Source organism: Polymorphospora sp. NPDC050346 (assembly GCF_040655695.1).
GTDB lineage: Bacteria > Actinomycetota > Actinomycetes > Mycobacteriales > Micromonosporaceae > Polymorphospora > Polymorphospora lycopeni.
Genome location: NZ_JBFAKM010000020.1, coordinates 33,410 through 49,801, shown reverse-complemented (window position 1 = coordinate 49,801; position 16,392 = coordinate 33,410). Strand labels below are relative to the sequence as shown.

Genomic DNA, 16,392 nt, shown 5'->3' with positions numbered 1-16,392 from the left:
CGGCCGTGGCATCATCGTCCGGTGGCCGGAGGCGTGGAGGTTCGGCGGGCACCGCTCGGCGGCGCCCAGCAGTTCGAGTGGTGGAAGCTGCACACCGGAAGCTGCAACGCCATCACCGTCTCCTACCGGCCCGATCCGCCGATCCCGCACCGACACGCGGTGACGGTGCTGCGTGACCTGGTCGCCGCGCACGAGGCGTTGCGCACCACGTTCCGGCTCGACGACGCCGGCTCGCCGGTCCAGGTCGTGCACGCCGCCGCCGAGCCGGCGGTCCGGTTCTGCGACGACGACTCCGACGCCGCCCGGGACGCGTTCCGCCGGGCGTTGGCCGAGCCGCCGTTCACCGCCGCCGACACCGAACTGGTCCGGTTCGGCGTGGTCCGCTCCGGCAATCGCGCCGTGGAACTGCTGATCGTGGTCAGCCACGCCGTCTTCGACGGGCACAGCGAACGGCTCGTGCTCACCGGGCTGGCGGCGGCGTGCCGCGAGATGCCCGCCGACCCGGCCGGCCAGGAACGGCCGGACACCGGCACCACCGGTGCGGACACCGACCCGCCGCCGGCCGGCGACGTACGCCCCGGCGGCCACCAGCCCGCCGACTCGGCACTGGACGAGCGGTCCGGCGAGCTGGCGCCCGGCCGCGAGGCCGCGGAACGGTTCTGGCGCGACGAGGTACGCCGGATCCCGGCCCGCCTGTTCGTGCCGCTGCGCCCCGACGTGTTGCAGCGGTACGGCGCCAGCTATCGCTCCGCCGCCCTGCCCGCGGCCCTGGTCCTCGCCGCCCGCCGGCACCGCACCAGCCCGGCGGTGGTCTACTCGGCGCTGGTGCACGCCCTGCTGGCGATCATGTCCGGTGCCCCGGCGACCGTCGTACGCGACCACTTCGGCGGGCGGACCGGCCGGGAGCGCGAGGTGGTCGGCTGCTACCACTGCATCCTGCCGACCACGGTCGACGTCTCCGACCGGCCGACGGTGGGCACGCTGATCGAGCGGCTGCGCCTGCGGATGCTGCGGGTGCAGAGCCGGTACCGGCTGGGACAGTTGACGCTGCGCGAGATCCTGGCCGCGGAGGAGCGGCGGCGCGGTGTCGCGTTCGCGTCCGGGACGACGGTCAACTTCGACCACGGCCCCGAGCTGACCGAGCTCCAGCGGCGCGACGACCGGGAGCTGACCGGCCTGCTGGCCACGGCCGGCGAGCTGGAGCTGGGGATGGGTCGCAACGAGACGAGGATCGACCGGGAGGGCTTCGACTCCTACCTGATGACCACCGTCGATTCGGGCGCGATGTGGGTCCTGGCCAGCTTCAACGGCATGGTCTTCGACCCGGCGCAGATGCGGGCCCTGCTGGCCGGCCCGGAACGGATCCTGCGGACCCATCTCGACGGCCCGGACCTGACCCTGGACCAGGTCGCGGCCCGGCTCGGCGCGGACATCGGCGATCCGGTGCGGGCCGACCTGCGCCCCGGGGAGGAGCCGGCGGACGCCCGGGTCGACGGCGACCCGGGCCGGCCGGCGCTGGCGGCGCTGCGCGACGCGGTGGCCCGGTTCAACGGGCTCGACGACGCCGACCCGCGGCACTGCTATCTCGCAGTCGGTGGCCGGCTGCTGCTGGTGCCGGCGGTCCTCGACCGGCTCGCCGCCGACGGCTGGTCCGGCCTGGTACCGGACGACTTCGCCACGCCGCAACCACTGACCCGGCTCGCGGGGCGGCTGCGTCGGGTCGGCTGACCCGGTCATGCCGGCGTACCGGGCCCGGACCCGTCCAGCGCCGGCGCGGTGGATCCGGCCAGCCGGGACGCCAGGTCGCGGAAGTCGGCGGCCTCGAAGAACACGGTGACGTCGAGTTCGACGCCGAGCCGGGCCTCCAGCCGCAGGAACAGGTCGGTGGCCTGCGCCGAGTCGCCGCCGAGGTCGAAGAAGTTCTCCCCGGCGGCGACGTCGTGGCCGAGGACATCGGCGCAGATGGCGAGGAGTTCCACCAGGTGGCGGTCCGGTGCCGGCTCACCCATGACGGGGCTCCGTCCAGCCGTCGGCGGGACCGGTGTGGCCGGCGGCCGCCGAGTCGGCGGGCCGCAGCAGGTCGGCCAGGCCGCGCGGCGTACGCCACTCGAACAGGTCGACGAAGGTGAGTTCGACGTCGAAACGGCGGTAGAGACGGGAGATGAGCCGGGCGGCGAGGATCGAGTCGCCGCCGGCGTCGAAGAAGTCGTCGTCCGGGCCGTGGGAGCGGTCGAGGACCCGGCTGAAGATCGCCGTGACGTCGGCGACGACGGGGTCGCCGACCACCGCCGGCCCGCCGCCGTCACCAGCGTCGTCGGGAGCGAGCGCCGCGTGGTCGACCTTGCCGTTCGGCAGCATCGGCAGCGCGGTACGCACCGACCAGCGGGTCGGCACCAGGTGGGCGGGCAGCCGGTCGTGCAGCCAGGCGGCCAGCTCCGGCCCGGTCACGGCAGTTCCCGACCGGGGCACGACGGCGGCCGCGAGTCGCCGGCCGCCGGTGGCCGCGTCGATCCCGTACGCCGCGACGGCGACCAGCCCCGGATGGCCGAGCAGGGCCCGTTCCACCGCCTCCGGCTCCACCCGGTGGCCGCGTATCTTGAGCTGCCGGTCGACCCGGCCGACGTAGGCGAGCTGGCCGTCGGCGCCGGCCGTCACCAGGTCACCGGTGCGGAACAGCCGGTCACCGCCGGCGCCGGGTACGGGGCCGAACCGCTGTGCGGTGGCCCCCGGCCGGGCCCGGTATCCGAGGCTGAGCCCCGGCCCGCCGACGTACAGTTCGGCGACCGGGGAGCCGGGTGCCGTCGGGACGAGCACCTGACGTACGTGCGGCAGGGGCCGGCCGATCGGCACCGGCACGTCGTCGGGCAGCCGGCGGCCGGCGGCGCCGCCGAGTTCGGCCTGGTGGGTGACCAGGACGGTTTCGGTCTGGCCGTACGTGTTGACCAGCCGGACCCGGTCGGGCACCAGTTCGCACCAGGCGCGGACCGGTCCGGCGGCCACCTCCTCGCCGCCGATGACGACCAGACGCAGTGACGGCGGCAGTGGCCGGCGGGTCGTCCGGAGGAAGTCCACCACCTCGTACCAGAACGAGGTGGGCAGGTCGACGACGGTGACGCCGTTGCGTTCGACCGCCGCGAGCAGCCCGGTCACGGTGCCGTCGGTGGCCTGCCGGTCGATGACGAGGGTCGCCCCGCCGAGCAGCGTCGGGTAGGTCTCCTCGCCGCTGGTGTCCCAGGTCGGTGCCGCGAAGCTGAGGAACCGGTCGCCGGGCCCGATCCGCCAGGACTCGAGCAGGGCGGTGGCGGCCGTCGCCAGGGCCCGGTGCCCGACCAGGACGCCCTTGGCGGGGCCGGTGGACCCGGAGGTGTGGATGATGTACGCCAGCCCGCCGGTCGCCGGCCGGAGGGGCGCCGCGGCGGTGCCCGGTCCGGGGGCCGGCACGGGCTCGATGATCCGTAGCGGCAGGCCGGCGGTGACGGCCGGGGGGAGTGGCGCGGCGGGCACGATCCGCCGCAGGCCGCAGGTCCGCACGATGTCGCGCAGCCGGTCCGGCGGGTCGGCGGGATCCAGCGGCACGTACGCGCCACCGGCCCGCAGCACCGCGAGCAGTGCGCCGATCCCGGTGGCCGAGCGTTGTACGGCCACTCCGACCGGTTCGCCGGCCGCGACGCCGTCGCCGACCAGCGCCGATGCCGTCGCCGTGACGTCGCGCCACAGGGTGCGGTAGTCGATGACCGTCCCGTTCTCGACCAGCGCGACGGCGTCCGGGGTCCGGGCCACCACCTCTTCCAGCAGGTCGATGACGACCGCCGCGGCCGGGCCGGCCGACGGCGCCTCCTCGTGGACCGGCGCCTGGTTCGTGGGCATCGGACTCCTTCCCGGCCGCCGGGGCGACGGGGCGGGGTGTGGCCGTGCGGGCCGGGACACGCGGGCGCGCCTCTTCGCGCGCTGCCCGCCCGGATGGAGAGTCGAAGCGTTTCGACCAGCGAGAAAGTAGCCGGTCGCCGGCCGGCCGGTCAATGGCGTCCGGTCATCCTCCGGTGTGGACAGCGGCGTCGATCTGCTCGACCATCCGCCGCTCGGCGGCGGCGATCAGCCGCAACAGCTTCGGCACCTGGTGCAGGCCCCTGGCGACCAGGTCGGCGGCGGCCGGATCGACCACCTGACCCGACCGGGCACCGGCGAGCCACAGCGAGGCGGCGACGTCCCACTGCCGCGACACCGCGCGGACCCGGTCGGCGCACTCGCCCAGCGCCGGACGGTCGAGCCCGGCGACCCGGGACAGCCAGAGCGCGTGCCCGCGACGCATCGCGCCGAGGTCGGTGAAGCTGCTCACCGCCAGCTCCCGGCGGCGGCCGGCGTCGGGCTGGAAGTCCGGGCCGGCCAGCCAGTCCGCCAGCCGGTCGGCGACCAGGCCGATCGCGGCGACCCCGTGCCGGTCGGACGGGTCGAGCATCGCCGCGATGTTGCGCCGGATCCGGTCCCGCCAGTTGCGGGCCAGCCAGCCGGCCGCGTCCTCGGCCGCGCCGGGTCGCACCGCCAGTTCCACGGTCGCGTACCGGGCCGCGCCGAGATGTGGCGAGTCGGCCCACCGGGCGAACCGGGACGGCTCGACGGTGCCGGCGAACCGGGACGCGGGGAAACTGTCCAGCACGTCGAGCCCGCTGCCGGTGGCGGCGGTGACCACCAGGTCGTGTGGGACGTGTGCGACGCGGTGGAACGGGGCGGGTTCGTAGTCGTACTGGTCGACGGTCACCGCGACCGCCCGCCCGTCGCGGGTCCGGTCGCGCAGGTGCCGGCACAGGTCCGGCAGGTCCGTGGCCCGCCGCCGGGTCAGCGTGATTCCGGTGCCGGCCGGGCCGGTGGCCGGGGGCAGGGCGGGCCCGCTGCGGTACGACAGGGACAGCCCGTCGGCGACGCCCCGGTCGACGGTGACACCGAACGCCAGCTCGCCGAGGATCAGGTCCTCGGGGTGGGTGACGCCGGCCAGGCCCAGCAGGGTGCCGAGTGCGGTGTCGTGGCAGTCACCGTGCCCGAACCCCGGTGCGGTGGCGCGGTCGCCGTCGGCGGGCGGCCCGGGCGGTTGCCGCATCGGATCTCCTCGCTGCACCGTGGCCGGGCACCCGGACCCGGGCGACGATGACGGCCATGGTGACGACGGCGCGACCGTACCGGACCCGCCGGCCCGGCCGTTTCACCGGCGTGCCGGCGGGTACGGGGCTCGCGGCAACCGAGGACGTGGAGGGACGGTGGGCGTGGTGAACGTGAGCAAGCTCGGGGACACGGTGGTCGACGCCGTCGCGGACGCCGCCGCGACGGTGGTCGACCCGCGCGCGGGTCTCGACCGGCTCCGGTCCGGGTTCCCCTCGCGGACGGTGGCCGTCCTGGCGGTCGGGGTGGCGATCGGATACCTGGTCGCCCGCTCCCGCCGCCACGCCTGACCCGCCCACCGGCCCGCCCGGCCGCTCGACGGGTACGTGTCAACGGCGTACGGGCGGGTCGCTCCTGGTCCCGGCCCCGCGACCGGTCGCAGCCGGTGCGCGCCCGGTGCCTGCGCACGCCGGCGTTTCCGCCGGGGCGGGTGGAGGATTCCCGGCGCCGGTCGGCCGGCGGCAGTGGTAGACCAGGGCCGGCGGCAGGTTGCCCCAGACGGTCCGGCCCACGGTCACCTCCTCGAACGCCCCGTCGAGCAGCCGGCGGAAGCGGCGCGCGGGCCGGGCCGGCAGCGCGTGCCGGTACGCGAAGGTGGTGAAGACACCGCCGGCGTCGAGCGCTCCCACCACGGCGTCGAGGATCGCCCGCTGGCGTCCGGCGGCAAACGCGGCCCAGGGGAGTCCGCTGACCACCACGTCGACGGCCGGCAGCCGGTGGTCCAGCAGCACCCGGCCGAGCGTGGCGGCGTCGGCGCGTACCACCTCGACCGCCGGGTGCCGGCGGGCCAGTCCGGCCGCGAAGGCCGGATTGACCTCGACCGCCACGTGGCGTCCCCGGCCGGCCAGCCGCCGCTGGATCGCCCGGGTGAACACCCCGGTCCCCGGGCCGAGTTCGACGACGAGCGGATGTCCCGTACGGGGCACCGCCGCCGTGATGTCCGCGGCGAGCCCGGACCCGCTGGGCAGCACCGCGCCGGTGGTGAACGGGTGCCGGACGAACTGGGCGAGGAAGGTCGGGGCGTCGCTGGTCACAGCGGTCGACGCTAGGCGCGCGGCCGGGGCGCCACCGTCGTGCCGGTGGTCGGTGTCCCGGCCACCCGGAGGAGGCGAGGTGGCCGGTGGGAGGGCCGGTGGCGGGTACCGGCCGCCGTATGGTGGGCCGGTGACGGAGGCGCGACGCCGCTGGTGGCCGGACGTCCTGCTCGGGCTGGTCACGGCCGGGCTGGGGCTGGCCGGCACCTGGATCGTCCAGCCCGGGGCGGCACGTGGGGACTGGGCGGGGATCGTCGTCGCGGTCCTCACCGGGCTCGCCCTGATCGCCGTACGGCGGCGGCCCTGGCCGGTGCTGGTCGTGGAGTCGGCACTGCTGCTCGTCGCCGTGGCGGCGACCCCGGCCGGCGGCGGCACCTCGTTGCTCGCCGCCGCGGTCGCGCTGGGGTACGTCGCGTACCGGTCCGGCCGTGCGTCGACGGCGGCGGCGTACGCGCTGTTCCTCGGCGTGGCGCTGGCCAACGTCCTGTTCCAGGGCGACGCGGCGGTGCGGTTCAGCGTCACCGGGGTGCTCAGCCTGATCATGCTGGCCGGCGTCGCCGCGGCGCCGGTGGCGTTCGGCCGCTACCTGCGTGGGGTACGCCTCGCCGCGGCGGCGGCCGAGGAGCGGGCCCGGGAGATGAGGGAACGCCGCGCCGCGGAGACCCGGGCCGCCCGTCTCGCCGAACGGGCGGCCATCGCCCGGGACCTGCACGACATCGTGGCCCACCACATCGCGGCGATCGCCCTGCGGGCCGGCGCGGCGCGGTACGCCGTGCAGCACACCGGCCGGACCGAGCCGGCGGTGGCCGCCCTCGGTGAGCTGCGCGAAACGGCCGGCCAGGTGCTGGACGAACTGCGGGAACTGCTGGAGGTGCTGCGGGACCCGGAGACGGTCGAGCGGGACGGCCCGCAGGTGGAGCTGGAACAGATGATCGGGGACGCCGCCCGGCGGGTGGGCGAGGCCGGTGTCACGGTCCGGGTGAGCGTCCCCGAGACGCTGTCCCGGGTGCCGCTGTCGGTGGGGACGACGGCCGCCCGCGTGGTGCAGGAGGCGCTGACCAACACCCTCAAGCACGCCGGGCCCGGAGCCACCGCCACGGTCGACATCCGGGTGGCCGACGGCACGCTGCTGCTGGAGGTGGTGGACAGCGGGGCGGTGCGCGAGCGTCCCGTGCTGCCCGCGTCCGGGTACGGGTTGGCCGGGATGCGGGAGCGGGTCGGCCTGCTCGGCGGCACGCTCACCGCGGCGGCCGCGGACCGCGGTGGCTGGCGGGTGTCGGCCCGGCTGCCGATCAGGGAGAACGCGTGATCAGGGTGCTGGTGGTCGACGACCAGAGACTCGTCCGGGCCGGGGTCGGCCTGTTGTTGCAGACGGCCGGCGGCTTCGAGGTGGTGGGCGAGGCCGGCGACGGCCACGAGGCCGTACGCCTCGCCGAGCGGCTGCGGCCCGACGTGATCCTCATGGACCTCCGGATGCCCCGGACGGACGGCATCGAGGCGACCCGACGCATCCTGGACCGGCAGCCGTCCGCCCGGGTGCTGGTGCTGACCACCTTCGCCGACGACGTCAACATCTACGGGGCGATCGGCGTGGGCGCGATCGGCTACCTGGTGAAGGACGGCGCCCCGGAGGAACTGGTGGACGCGGTGCGCCGGGCGGCGCGGGGCGAGACGTTGCTGGCGCCGCCGGTGCTGGCCCGCGTCCTGCGCCGGGCGCTCGCCGCCCACGACCGGGAACGGGGGCCCGACCGGTCGTGGGCGGCGCTGCGGTCGCTCAGCGCCCGGGAGCGGGAGGTGCTGGCCCTGGTCGGCGCGGGGCTGTCGAACGCGGAGATCGGTGTGCGGCTGCACCTGGGGGTCACCACCGTCAAGACGCACGTGTCCGCCGTGATGGAGAAGCTGGAGTTACGTAACCGGGTGCAGGCGGCGGTGCTGGCGCACCGGCTCGGCCTGGTCGACGACGAGTTCAACCCGGTGCCGGAAGCGGGCGCACCGTAGGGGTCCGGCTCCCGTTCACCCGTTGTCCGTCTGGCGCGTGGTCCGGCGTGGACGTGCCGTCGCCGGTCGTCCGTACGACCGTCTGGTGAAGCCAATCCGAGTCCTTCGCCTGTTCGTCCACGCCGTCCTGGCGGTTGGTGCGGCCGTGTATCCGGTCGCGCGGACCGCGCCGGACCAGACCGTGTTCCTGGGGACCGTCCGGCTCGACCCGGGCAGCGGGTCCGTCGACACCACTCCCGTCTTCGCCTCCGGTGTGACGTCGGCGTCCTGCCCGGCCGGGTACGGCTCCGACGCGTTGTTGCGCGTCGGCCGGCCCGGCGGGCCGTACACCAATCTCGCCCGCCCTCTCACCTCCGGCGGCTACGACCGGGCGGCGGTGACCGCCACGCCGAACCGGTCCTTCACGACCGCCCTCGGCGGCACGGCTCCGCAGGCCGGCGAGTGGTGGGTGGTGGCGGAGTGCTTCAGCCAGACGCAGGGGCAGCATCCGGGCCGGTTCGTCACCTCGATCACCGTCGCCGGCGGCGGCTGGCGCCTCAGCCCGGGCGGCGGTACGGCGGCAGCGGCGGCCACCGCGAACCCGGCGGGAGCGGCGTCGCCGTCGGCCGGACCGCAACCGTCGGCGTCGGACGTCGTACCGGATGCCGGCCCCGGCACGGAGGCGGCGCCGGGCGCTCCCACGCCGCTACCCGTGGCCCGCACCGGGTCGGCCTCCCTCGGGGTGAGCCTGTGGTGGCTGGCGGGTGTCGTCGGTGTGCTGGCGCTGGTGGGAGTCGGGTGGCTGGCGACCCGGCCGGCCGCGACGGCCGCCCGGACGGGCGGTGCGAACCGTCCCCGTTCCCGATCCGGAGGTCATCCGTAAGCGGGCATCGGTCATACGGATGGTTGATGTCCGCGTACTTCCTGTTCACCTTGCGCATGTCTGGCGTGAGTCCCGGTCTGCTGGTCCGGTCATCGAGCCTGCGCACGCTGACCGACGGCGGGGGCCGAGTTGGGGAGCCGGGCGATACGTGCCTCGGTACGGGCCAGGAAAGGCATCAGGATGCAGCGATCACGTTTCGTGTTCTTCGCCGTGCCGCCGCAGCGGGGGATCGACGGGGACGGTCCGCAGGCCGGCGTCTTCTGGATGCTGGTGTCGCCGAACAACCGCCCGCTCGGGCGGGGCAGCGGCTGTCATCCGACGTACGGCGAGTGCCGCGACGCCGTGGTGTGTCTCCAACAGGGACACGACCGGCTGCGGGTGAACGAGTCCACTGTAGAGCAAAACGGTCAGTGGTGCTGGTGGGCCGAACTCGACCGGGCCGTCGTCGCCGTCTCCAGCCGGTCGTACCTGCGCGGCCGGGAGTGCGCCTACAACGTCGAGCGGTTCCTCGAGGCCGTCCCGCAGGCCGCGATCGTCGACGGGACCCGCGGCACCGGACGGGACGGCCGGCGCGGCCGCGACGACGACCTCCGGCCGCAGTGGTCGGGGCGTACCCCGCCGACCGGCATCCGCCCGGTGCCCCGCCCCGGACAGCCGACCAGGACACCCCGGTGACGACCACGACGCTGCGCGGACCCGACGCCGCCCCGCCGCCGCCCACCGTCGCGGGCCCGCCCGCCGACCAGCCGGACGGCGCTCCCGGACCCCGCCGCATCGTGCAGCGGCGCGGCCCGTCCGACCTGGTGTTCCGCGGCATCGCCCGGGCCGGGGGCGCGGCGGTGCTGTTCATCATGGTGCTCGTCGGGCTCTTCCTGACCATCCAGGCGTGGCCGGCGATCGAGGTGGCCGGCTGGCGGTTCCTGACCGTGCAGGACTGGGACCCGGCGGGCAACAACTTCGGCGTCGCCGGGGTGCTGACCGGCACGGTGCTCATCGCCCTGGTGGCGATCGCGATCTCGGTGCCGCTGGCGACCGGTGCCGCCCTCTACATCTCCGAGTACGCGCCCCGGCGGATCCGGCCGCTGCTGGTCAACCTGGTCGACCTGATGGCCGCCGTGCCGAGCGTCGTCTACGGCATCTGGGGCTTCTTCCTGCTCCAGCCGCGGTTGCTGGTCGCCGGTGACCAGGGGGAGGGGCTGCCCCGCTGGCTGGCCACCTACCTCGGCTGGATACCACTGTTCAAGGTGGACGGTTACGACCCGCGTGACCCGGTGGCGAGCCCGACCGCGCTGACCTCGTCGACGTTCATCGCGGGTGTCGTCGTGGCGATGATGGTCGCCCCGATCATCACCTCGGTCATGCGCGAGGTGTTCTCCCAGGCACCGGTCGGCGAGCGGGAGGGCGCGTACGCCCTCGGCGCGACCCGCTGGGGCATGATCCGGTCGGTCGTGTTGCCGTTCGGCCGTGGCGGCATGATCGGCGGCACCATGCTCGGGCTCGGCCGGGCGCTGGGCGAGACGATCGCCGTCTACCTCATCGTGTCGATGGTCTTCGTCGTGCAGCCGCACATCCTGCAGAACGGCGCCGGCTCGATCTCCGCGCTGATCGCGCTGCGGTACGGCGACTCGACCGCCCTGGGGATCGCCGCCCTGATGGCCGCCGGTCTGGTGCTGTTCCTGATGACCCTCGTGGTCAACTTCGTGGCGTCGATCGTCATCAGCCGCAGCCGTTCCGGCGCCGCGAGCGAGGTGTGACGTGTCGACATCGCCTGACCTGACCAAGGCCGGACCGGCCGTGCCGGGGTCGACGGTGCTGCCGGCCGCCGAACCCCGCCCCGACGTCCCCGAGCGGCGCCGGGTGATCGGACGACCGCGCCGCACCGACGGATACGCGCTGGCCGGTGCCGCCGTCGCCGGCGTGAGCCTGACCGCCCTGCTGTTCACCCGGCTGGCGCCGTTCGACGGCGCACTCGGCTTCGTGGTCGTGTCCTACCTGGCGTTCCTCGGCTTCTACACCCTGCTCGTCTCGTTCGACGAGAGCGGGCCGACGGTCCGCGACCGGCTCGCCGCCGCCGTGGTGCACAGCCTCGCCGCCCTGATGCTGCTGGCGCTGGTCGTGGTCGTCGTGTTCACCCTGTGGCGGGGCCGCGAGGCCCTCGTCTACCTCAACTTCTTCGCCGACGACATGGGGCGGGCCGGGCCGCTGCAGCCGCTGAGCGTCGGCGGGATCCGGCACGCGATCATCGGCACCCTCATGCAGATCGCCATCGCGCTCGCGGTCACCGTGCCGCTGGGCCTGGTCTGCGCGGTCTTCCTCAGCGAACTCCCCGGCCCGTTCAGCCGGCTGGTCCGCACGATCGCCGAGGCGATGACCGCGCTGCCGTCGGTCGTCGCCGGGCTGTTCGTCTACGCCACCGTCGTCCTCGCCCTCGGGATGGGCAAGTCCGGGTTCGCCGCGTCGCTCGCGCTCGGCGTGATGATGCTGCCGATCATGATCCGGGCCGCCGACGTGGTGATCAGGCTGGTGCCCGGCACCCTGCGGGAGGCGTCGCTCGCGCTGGGCGCCTCGCAGTGGCGGACCATCTGGCACGTGGTCGTGCCGACCGCCCGCTCCGGCCTGACCACGGCGGTCATCCTCGGCACCGCCCGCGGCATCGGCGAGACGTCCCCGGTCCTGCTCACCGCCGGCTTCGCCGCGTACACCAACGCCAACCCCACCAGCGGCCCCCAGACATCGCTGCCGCTGTTCGTCTTCGACGCCGTACGTCGCCCGGACGAGGCGATGATCGCGCGCGGCTTCGGGGCGGCCGCCGTACTGATGGGGCTGGTCCTGATCCTGTTCGCGATCGCCCGACTGGTCGGCGGGCGGGCGCCCGGCCAGCTCAGCCGCCGCGCGGCCCGCGCCCGGGTCCGGGCGTCCCGCCGCGACGCGGCCCGGTTCGCCGCCCGCGCCCGGGCCCGTCAGGCACCCGGAGTCCACGCAAGTGACAGCGAGGTAAGTGATGCGTAGCAGCCGTTCCCTCCTGGCCGCCCTCGCGGCGGTCATGGTCGTGCTGGCGGCGGCGCCGGTGCCCGCCCGGGCCGCCCCGACGCTGGTGCAGATCAGCGGCACCGGATCGTCGTGGAGCGCCAACGCGCTCGACAACTGGCGGCGCAACGTCGAGCAGCGCGGCATCTACGTCAACTACGACGCGACCGGCTCGACCGACGGCCGCAACCAGTTCCGCAACGGGACCTCGGACTTCGGCGTCTCGGAGATCCCGTACGGCCTGCGGGACGTCTTCGGCGGTTCGGACCTGCGGCCGGACCGCGGGTTCGGGTACATGCCGATCGTCGCCGGCGGCACGGCGTTCATGTACAACCTGACCATCGGCGGCCGGCGGGTCACCAACCTGCGGCTGTCCGGCGAGGTCATCGCCAAGATCTTCACCGGGGCCATCAAACGCTGGAACGACCCGCAGATCGCCGCGCACAACCCCGGACTGACCCTGCCGGCCCGCAACATCGTCCCGGTGGTGCGGCAGGACGGGTCGGGCACCAGCGCCCAACTGACCCTGTGGATGAGCAAGCAGCACCCGCAGATCTGGAACGCCTACTGCGCCAGGTTCGGCAAGCCCGCGCCGTGCGGCATCACCTCCACCTACCCGTTCCGGTCCGCCGACGGATTCGTCGGGGCCACCGGCTCGACCGGCGTCTCCGGCTACGTCGGACAGGACAACGCCGAGGGCGCCATCACCTACGTCGAGTACTCGTACGCGCTCAACGCCCGGTTCCCGGTCGTCAAGATGCTCAACGCCGCGAACTACTACGTCGAACCGACGGCCGCGAACGTCGCCGTCGCGCTGACCCGGGCGACCATCAACGACAACCCGTCGTCGCCGGACTACCTGACCCAGATCCTCGACGGGGTCTACACCTACGACGACCCGCGCGTCTATCCACTGTCGTCGTACTCGTACATGATCGTTCCACAGCGGATCGAGATGAACGTCACCGAGAACAAGGGCTTCACCCTCGCCTCCTTCGCGAACTACTTCCTGTGCGAGGGCCAGCAGCAGGCCGACGTCCTGGGCTACTCGCCGCTGCCGATCAACCTGGTCCGGGCCGGCATGGAGCAGGTCCGCAAGATCCCCGGGGCGCCGCAGCGGAACATCGGCATCGAGAACTGCAACAACCCGACCTTCTCCCGCGACGGCACCAACACGCTGGCCCGCAACGCGCCCCAACCGGCCGCCTGCGACCGGCAGGGGCCGACGCAGAGTCCCACCGGCACCGCCGGCGCCCGGCAGGAGACGCCGGTCAAGGCCGCCGCCCGGTGCACGGCCGGCGCCAACCCACGCCCCAGCGGACCCACGCCGTCCGGCGGCCCGTCGGCCGCCCCGTCGGCGGGCGCGACCGTCGACCCGACCGGCGGCATCGTCGACCCGGAGACCGGCGAGGTCGTCGACCCCGGCACCGGCGGCGGTGGCGAACAGGTCGCCGCCGTACCGGTGTCCCTCGACGGCGAGGGCGGCTGGCGGCTGCGGCACACGGTGATGCTGATCGCCGGCGTCCTGCTGGTCGGCGTACTGTTCGGCCCACCGCTGCTGGCACACACCCTCGCCGGGCGCCGCGACCGCGGAGACCGGCGATGACCGCCCGCCGGACCCGGGCCCCCCGCCGGTCCCGCGTCGCCACGCTCGTCCTCGGCCTGCTGGCCCTCGCACCGCTGCTGGCCGTACCGCCGGCGGCCGGGCCCGCGCGCGGCGAGGACGGCGCCGGCTCGGCCGTCACCGTCCCCGGCCGGGCCGACGGGTACGAGGACTTCTCCGCCCTGCAGATCACCGTCTCGCAGACCCGGGACCTGACCAACCAGGCGATCCTGGTCACCTGGACCGGCGCCGAACCGACCCCGCGCAACCGGCCGGTCGGCGTCGACTACCTCCAGCTGATGCAGTGCTGGGGCGACCCGCAGGCCCCCGACGACCCGCTCGGCCTGGCGTTCCGGGAAACCTGCCAGTTCGGTCTCGGCCTGCCGCAGCCGGCGATGGCCCAGGGCTCGGACGCGCCGGCCGGCAAGAACGCCAGCCGGCGGCGGCTCGACGCGATCGCCGGCTACCCGCACCCCGACCCCGCCGAGCCGCTGCCCGCCGACGCGCAGATGGTGCCGTTCCGCACCGTCGGCGGTGCCCGGACCCCGGACGGCAGCCCACGGCAGCCGTTCGGCACCAAGCCCAACCCCAACGTGCCCGGCGGCACGATGGACCAGACCGACGACGACGTCCTGCGGGCCCACTTCAACGAGGCGTCGACGAACGAGTACCCCTACGCGCTCAGCGCCGCCGACGGCACCGGCCGGGTCGCCTTCGAGGTACAGAACGCGGCCCGCGCGCCCCACCTCGGCTGCGGCGCCCCGGCCGGCGCGGGACCCCGCCGCTGCCACCTCGTGATCGTGCCGCGCGGCCGCCACGACCCGTACGCCGGCACCGACGTCTCCACCACCGCCGCCGTCCACGGCTCACCGTTCAGCCCGCCGGTGTGGCGGCACCGGATCGTGGTCCCGCTGGACTTCCGGGCGGTCGGCGCCGCCTGCTCGCTGACCCAGGCCGAACGGCGTACCGCCGGCACCGAACTCGTCGCCGAGGCGATCACCTCCTGGCAGCCGGCCCTGTGCGCCAACTCGGGCCCGGTCATCGGCTACTCGGCGATCGGTGACTTCGAGGCGCAGAACCAGGTGCTGTCGCCGTCCGCCGGCGCACCCGGCGTGGTGTTCAGCTCCGCCCCCGTGCCCGGCACCGAACCGCCGCTGGTGCACGCCCCGGTCGCCGCCAGCGGCGTCGTCGTCGCCTTCAACGTCGACGGCAACCTCGACCCGTACGCCTCGGGCGGGGAACAGGAGCGGCTGCGCGGCGCGGTGCTGTCCCAGCTCCGGCTGACCCCGCGGCTGGTCGCCAAACTCCTCACCCAGTCGTACCGCCGCGACGTGTCCGGCATCGGCGGCCCGGCCGACAACCCCAACAGCATCAAGTACGACAAGGAGTTCCTGGACCTCAACCCGGTCTTCCGGTTCTGGGACCAGACCCCCTCGGCGACCCTCAACGGCCTGATGACCCCGGTCGGCAACTCGATGGCGACCCGGGAACTGTGGCGGTGGGTCCTCGCCGACCCGGCGGCCCGCGCCTGGCTGGCCGGCACCGCGGACGACCAGGGCACCGGCAGGCCCGGCATGGTGGTCAATCCGGCCTACCAGCGGCTGTTCGCCTCCGGAGCCGTCGACTACTTCCCGAAGGCCGACCAGACCTGCGCCAAGGAGTCCTTCCAGGACGTCGAGTACACCAACTGCACACTGGACTACCGGCCGTACGCCGGCTCCCTCGGCGAAGCCGCCCTGCTGACCCTGCGCGCCGACAGCAAGGGCACCGCCGTACCGCTGCAGACGATCAACCTGCCGGCCGGCGAACAGCCGAAGTGGACCCGGATCGCGCGCCAGGAGCCCGGCTTCCGGCTGGCGATGTCGGTCACCGACTCCGCCTCCGCCGCCCGGTACGGCCTGCACACCGCCGAACTCTGCGCCGCCGCACCCGACGCGGCCGGCACGTACGTCGCCACCGACTGCCGTAGCGCGACCACCGCGCAGATGACGGCCGCCCTGGCGGCCATGACGCCGACCGAGGTGCCGGGCGTGGTGGCCGTCGACCCGGAACGGGTCCGGGCCACCCCGGGCGCGTACCCGCTGACCATGGTCACGTACGCGATCGCGAACACCGGCGCCCCGGCCGACGCCCGACGCGACTACGCGGCGATGCTGCGGCACGCCGCCGGCCCCGGCCAGACCACGGGGGTCGCACCCGGCAACCTGCCCGAAGGGTACGTGCCGTTGCCGCAGCCGATGCGCGACCTGACCCGCACCGCCGCCGACACCCTCGAAAAGGCGACCGCGCCGACGACCCCACCGCCCGGCGGGGAGGACCCGGCCGGACCGCCGCCGCCGGCCGGCGGCCTGCCGACCGGCGTACCGGCCACCGGGGCACCGCCGTCGCCCGGTCCGGTCGCACCGTCGCCGGCCCCGTCCGTCCGGCCCGTCGCCGGAACCACCCTCGGCAGCGCCGCCGGAGCGATCCGGTACGTACTCGTCGGCGCGCTCGTCGTCGGCCTGCTCGGCGGCGTGGCCGGCCCCGTACTGCGCCGCCTGGCCGTACGCACACCCCGGAACCGTCCATGAACGACGGTCCCGGGCCGGCCCACCGGTCCGCAAACAGTCGTTCATCCGGCCTACGTGTTGGCGGAAGACAGCGGCCCGAAACGTTCGCCCGCACGCGGTTTCGGCCACCGGCACGGCGACAGACGATTCTCCCGACTCACCTGTCAC

The 16,392-nt window shown here is 74.8% G+C and carries 14 protein-coding genes; 10 read left to right on the top strand and 4 right to left on the bottom strand.

From position 1 onward, the window contains the following. The first annotated feature begins 21 nt into the window (after positions 1 to 21). Positions 22 to 1,728 (top strand): condensation domain-containing protein, encoded by a 1,707-nt coding sequence (locus AB0I42_RS20980; RefSeq protein WP_357539224.1) that lies wholly within the window; start codon positions 22 to 24, stop codon positions 1,726 to 1,728. A 5-nt stretch (positions 1,729 to 1,733) separates the two neighbouring features. Here AB0I42_RS20980 and AB0I42_RS20975 read toward each other — a convergent pair whose 3' ends face one another. From AB0I42_RS20975 to AB0I42_RS20965, 3 genes are all read right to left on the bottom strand, one after another. Further along, a complete protein-coding gene (locus AB0I42_RS20975; protein WP_357539223.1) occupies positions 1,734 to 2,009 on the bottom strand; it encodes an acyl carrier protein in 276 nt (91 codons plus the stop codon). Continuing rightward, entirely contained in the window at positions 2,002 to 3,867 is a 1,866-nt protein-coding gene (locus AB0I42_RS20970) for a non-ribosomal peptide synthetase (RefSeq protein ID WP_357539222.1), read from the bottom strand. Before AB0I42_RS20970 ends, AB0I42_RS20975 begins: the two co-directional genes overlap by 8 nt. A gap of 163 nt (positions 3,868 to 4,030) precedes the next feature. Next, on the bottom strand, positions 4,031 to 5,092 hold the full coding sequence (locus AB0I42_RS20965; RefSeq protein WP_357539221.1) for a hypothetical protein: 1,062 nt from the start codon (positions 5,090 to 5,092) through the stop codon (positions 4,031 to 4,033). 172 nt (positions 5,093 to 5,264) lie between these two features. On the opposite strand from AB0I42_RS20965, the gene AB0I42_RS20960 reads away from it, so the two are divergent. Next, positions 5,265 to 5,441 (top strand): hypothetical protein, encoded by a 177-nt coding sequence (locus AB0I42_RS20960; RefSeq protein ID WP_357539220.1) that lies wholly within the window; start codon positions 5,265 to 5,267, stop codon positions 5,439 to 5,441. A 39-nt stretch (positions 5,442 to 5,480) separates the two neighbouring features. Here the strand turns inward: AB0I42_RS20960 and AB0I42_RS20955 are convergent, their stop codons facing one another. Beyond that, positions 5,481 to 6,185 (bottom strand): methyltransferase domain-containing protein, encoded by a 705-nt coding sequence (locus AB0I42_RS20955; protein ID WP_357539219.1) that lies wholly within the window; start codon positions 6,183 to 6,185, stop codon positions 5,481 to 5,483. Between the two features lie 130 nt (positions 6,186 to 6,315). Here AB0I42_RS20955 and AB0I42_RS20950 point away from each other — a divergent pair, with 130 nt between their 5' ends. From AB0I42_RS20950 to AB0I42_RS20915, 8 genes are all read left to right on the top strand, one after another. After that, entirely contained in the window at positions 6,316 to 7,494 is a 1,179-nt protein-coding gene (locus AB0I42_RS20950; protein ID WP_357539218.1) for a histidine kinase, read from the top strand. Beyond that, complete coding sequence (locus AB0I42_RS20945; RefSeq protein ID WP_357539217.1) at positions 7,491 to 8,183, top strand: response regulator transcription factor; 693 nt, start codon at positions 7,491 to 7,493, stop codon at positions 8,181 to 8,183. Before AB0I42_RS20950 ends, AB0I42_RS20945 begins: the two co-directional genes overlap by 4 nt. A gap of 85 nt (positions 8,184 to 8,268) precedes the next feature. After that, entirely contained in the window at positions 8,269 to 9,045 is a 777-nt protein-coding gene (locus AB0I42_RS20940; RefSeq protein WP_357539216.1) for a hypothetical protein, read from the top strand. Positions 9,046 to 9,225: 180 nt separating this feature from the next. After that, positions 9,226 to 9,720 carry a hypothetical protein gene (locus tag AB0I42_RS20935; RefSeq protein ID WP_357539215.1) on the top strand — a complete coding sequence of 165 codons (495 nt, stop codon included), beginning with the start codon at positions 9,226 to 9,228 and terminating at the stop codon, positions 9,718 to 9,720. Beyond that, positions 9,717 to 10,799: a phosphate ABC transporter permease subunit PstC gene (gene pstC / locus AB0I42_RS20930; protein ID WP_357539214.1), complete on the top strand. Its 1,083-nt coding sequence runs from the start codon at positions 9,717 to 9,719 to the stop codon at positions 10,797 to 10,799. Before AB0I42_RS20935 ends, pstC begins: the two co-directional genes overlap by 4 nt. Before the next feature lies 1 nt (position 10,800). Further along, positions 10,801 to 12,054 carry a phosphate ABC transporter permease PstA gene (pstA, locus tag AB0I42_RS20925; protein WP_357539213.1) on the top strand — a complete coding sequence of 418 codons (1,254 nt, stop codon included), beginning with the start codon at positions 10,801 to 10,803 and terminating at the stop codon, positions 12,052 to 12,054. After that, positions 12,047 to 13,678, top strand: coding sequence for a substrate-binding domain-containing protein (locus tag AB0I42_RS20920; RefSeq protein WP_357539212.1), 1,632 nt, complete (start codon positions 12,047 to 12,049; stop codon positions 13,676 to 13,678). Before pstA ends, AB0I42_RS20920 begins: the two co-directional genes overlap by 8 nt. Then, entirely contained in the window at positions 13,675 to 16,245 is a 2,571-nt protein-coding gene (locus AB0I42_RS20915) for a hypothetical protein (protein ID WP_357539211.1), read from the top strand. Before AB0I42_RS20920 ends, AB0I42_RS20915 begins: the two co-directional genes overlap by 4 nt. Positions 16,246 to 16,392: the final 147 nt, after the last annotated feature.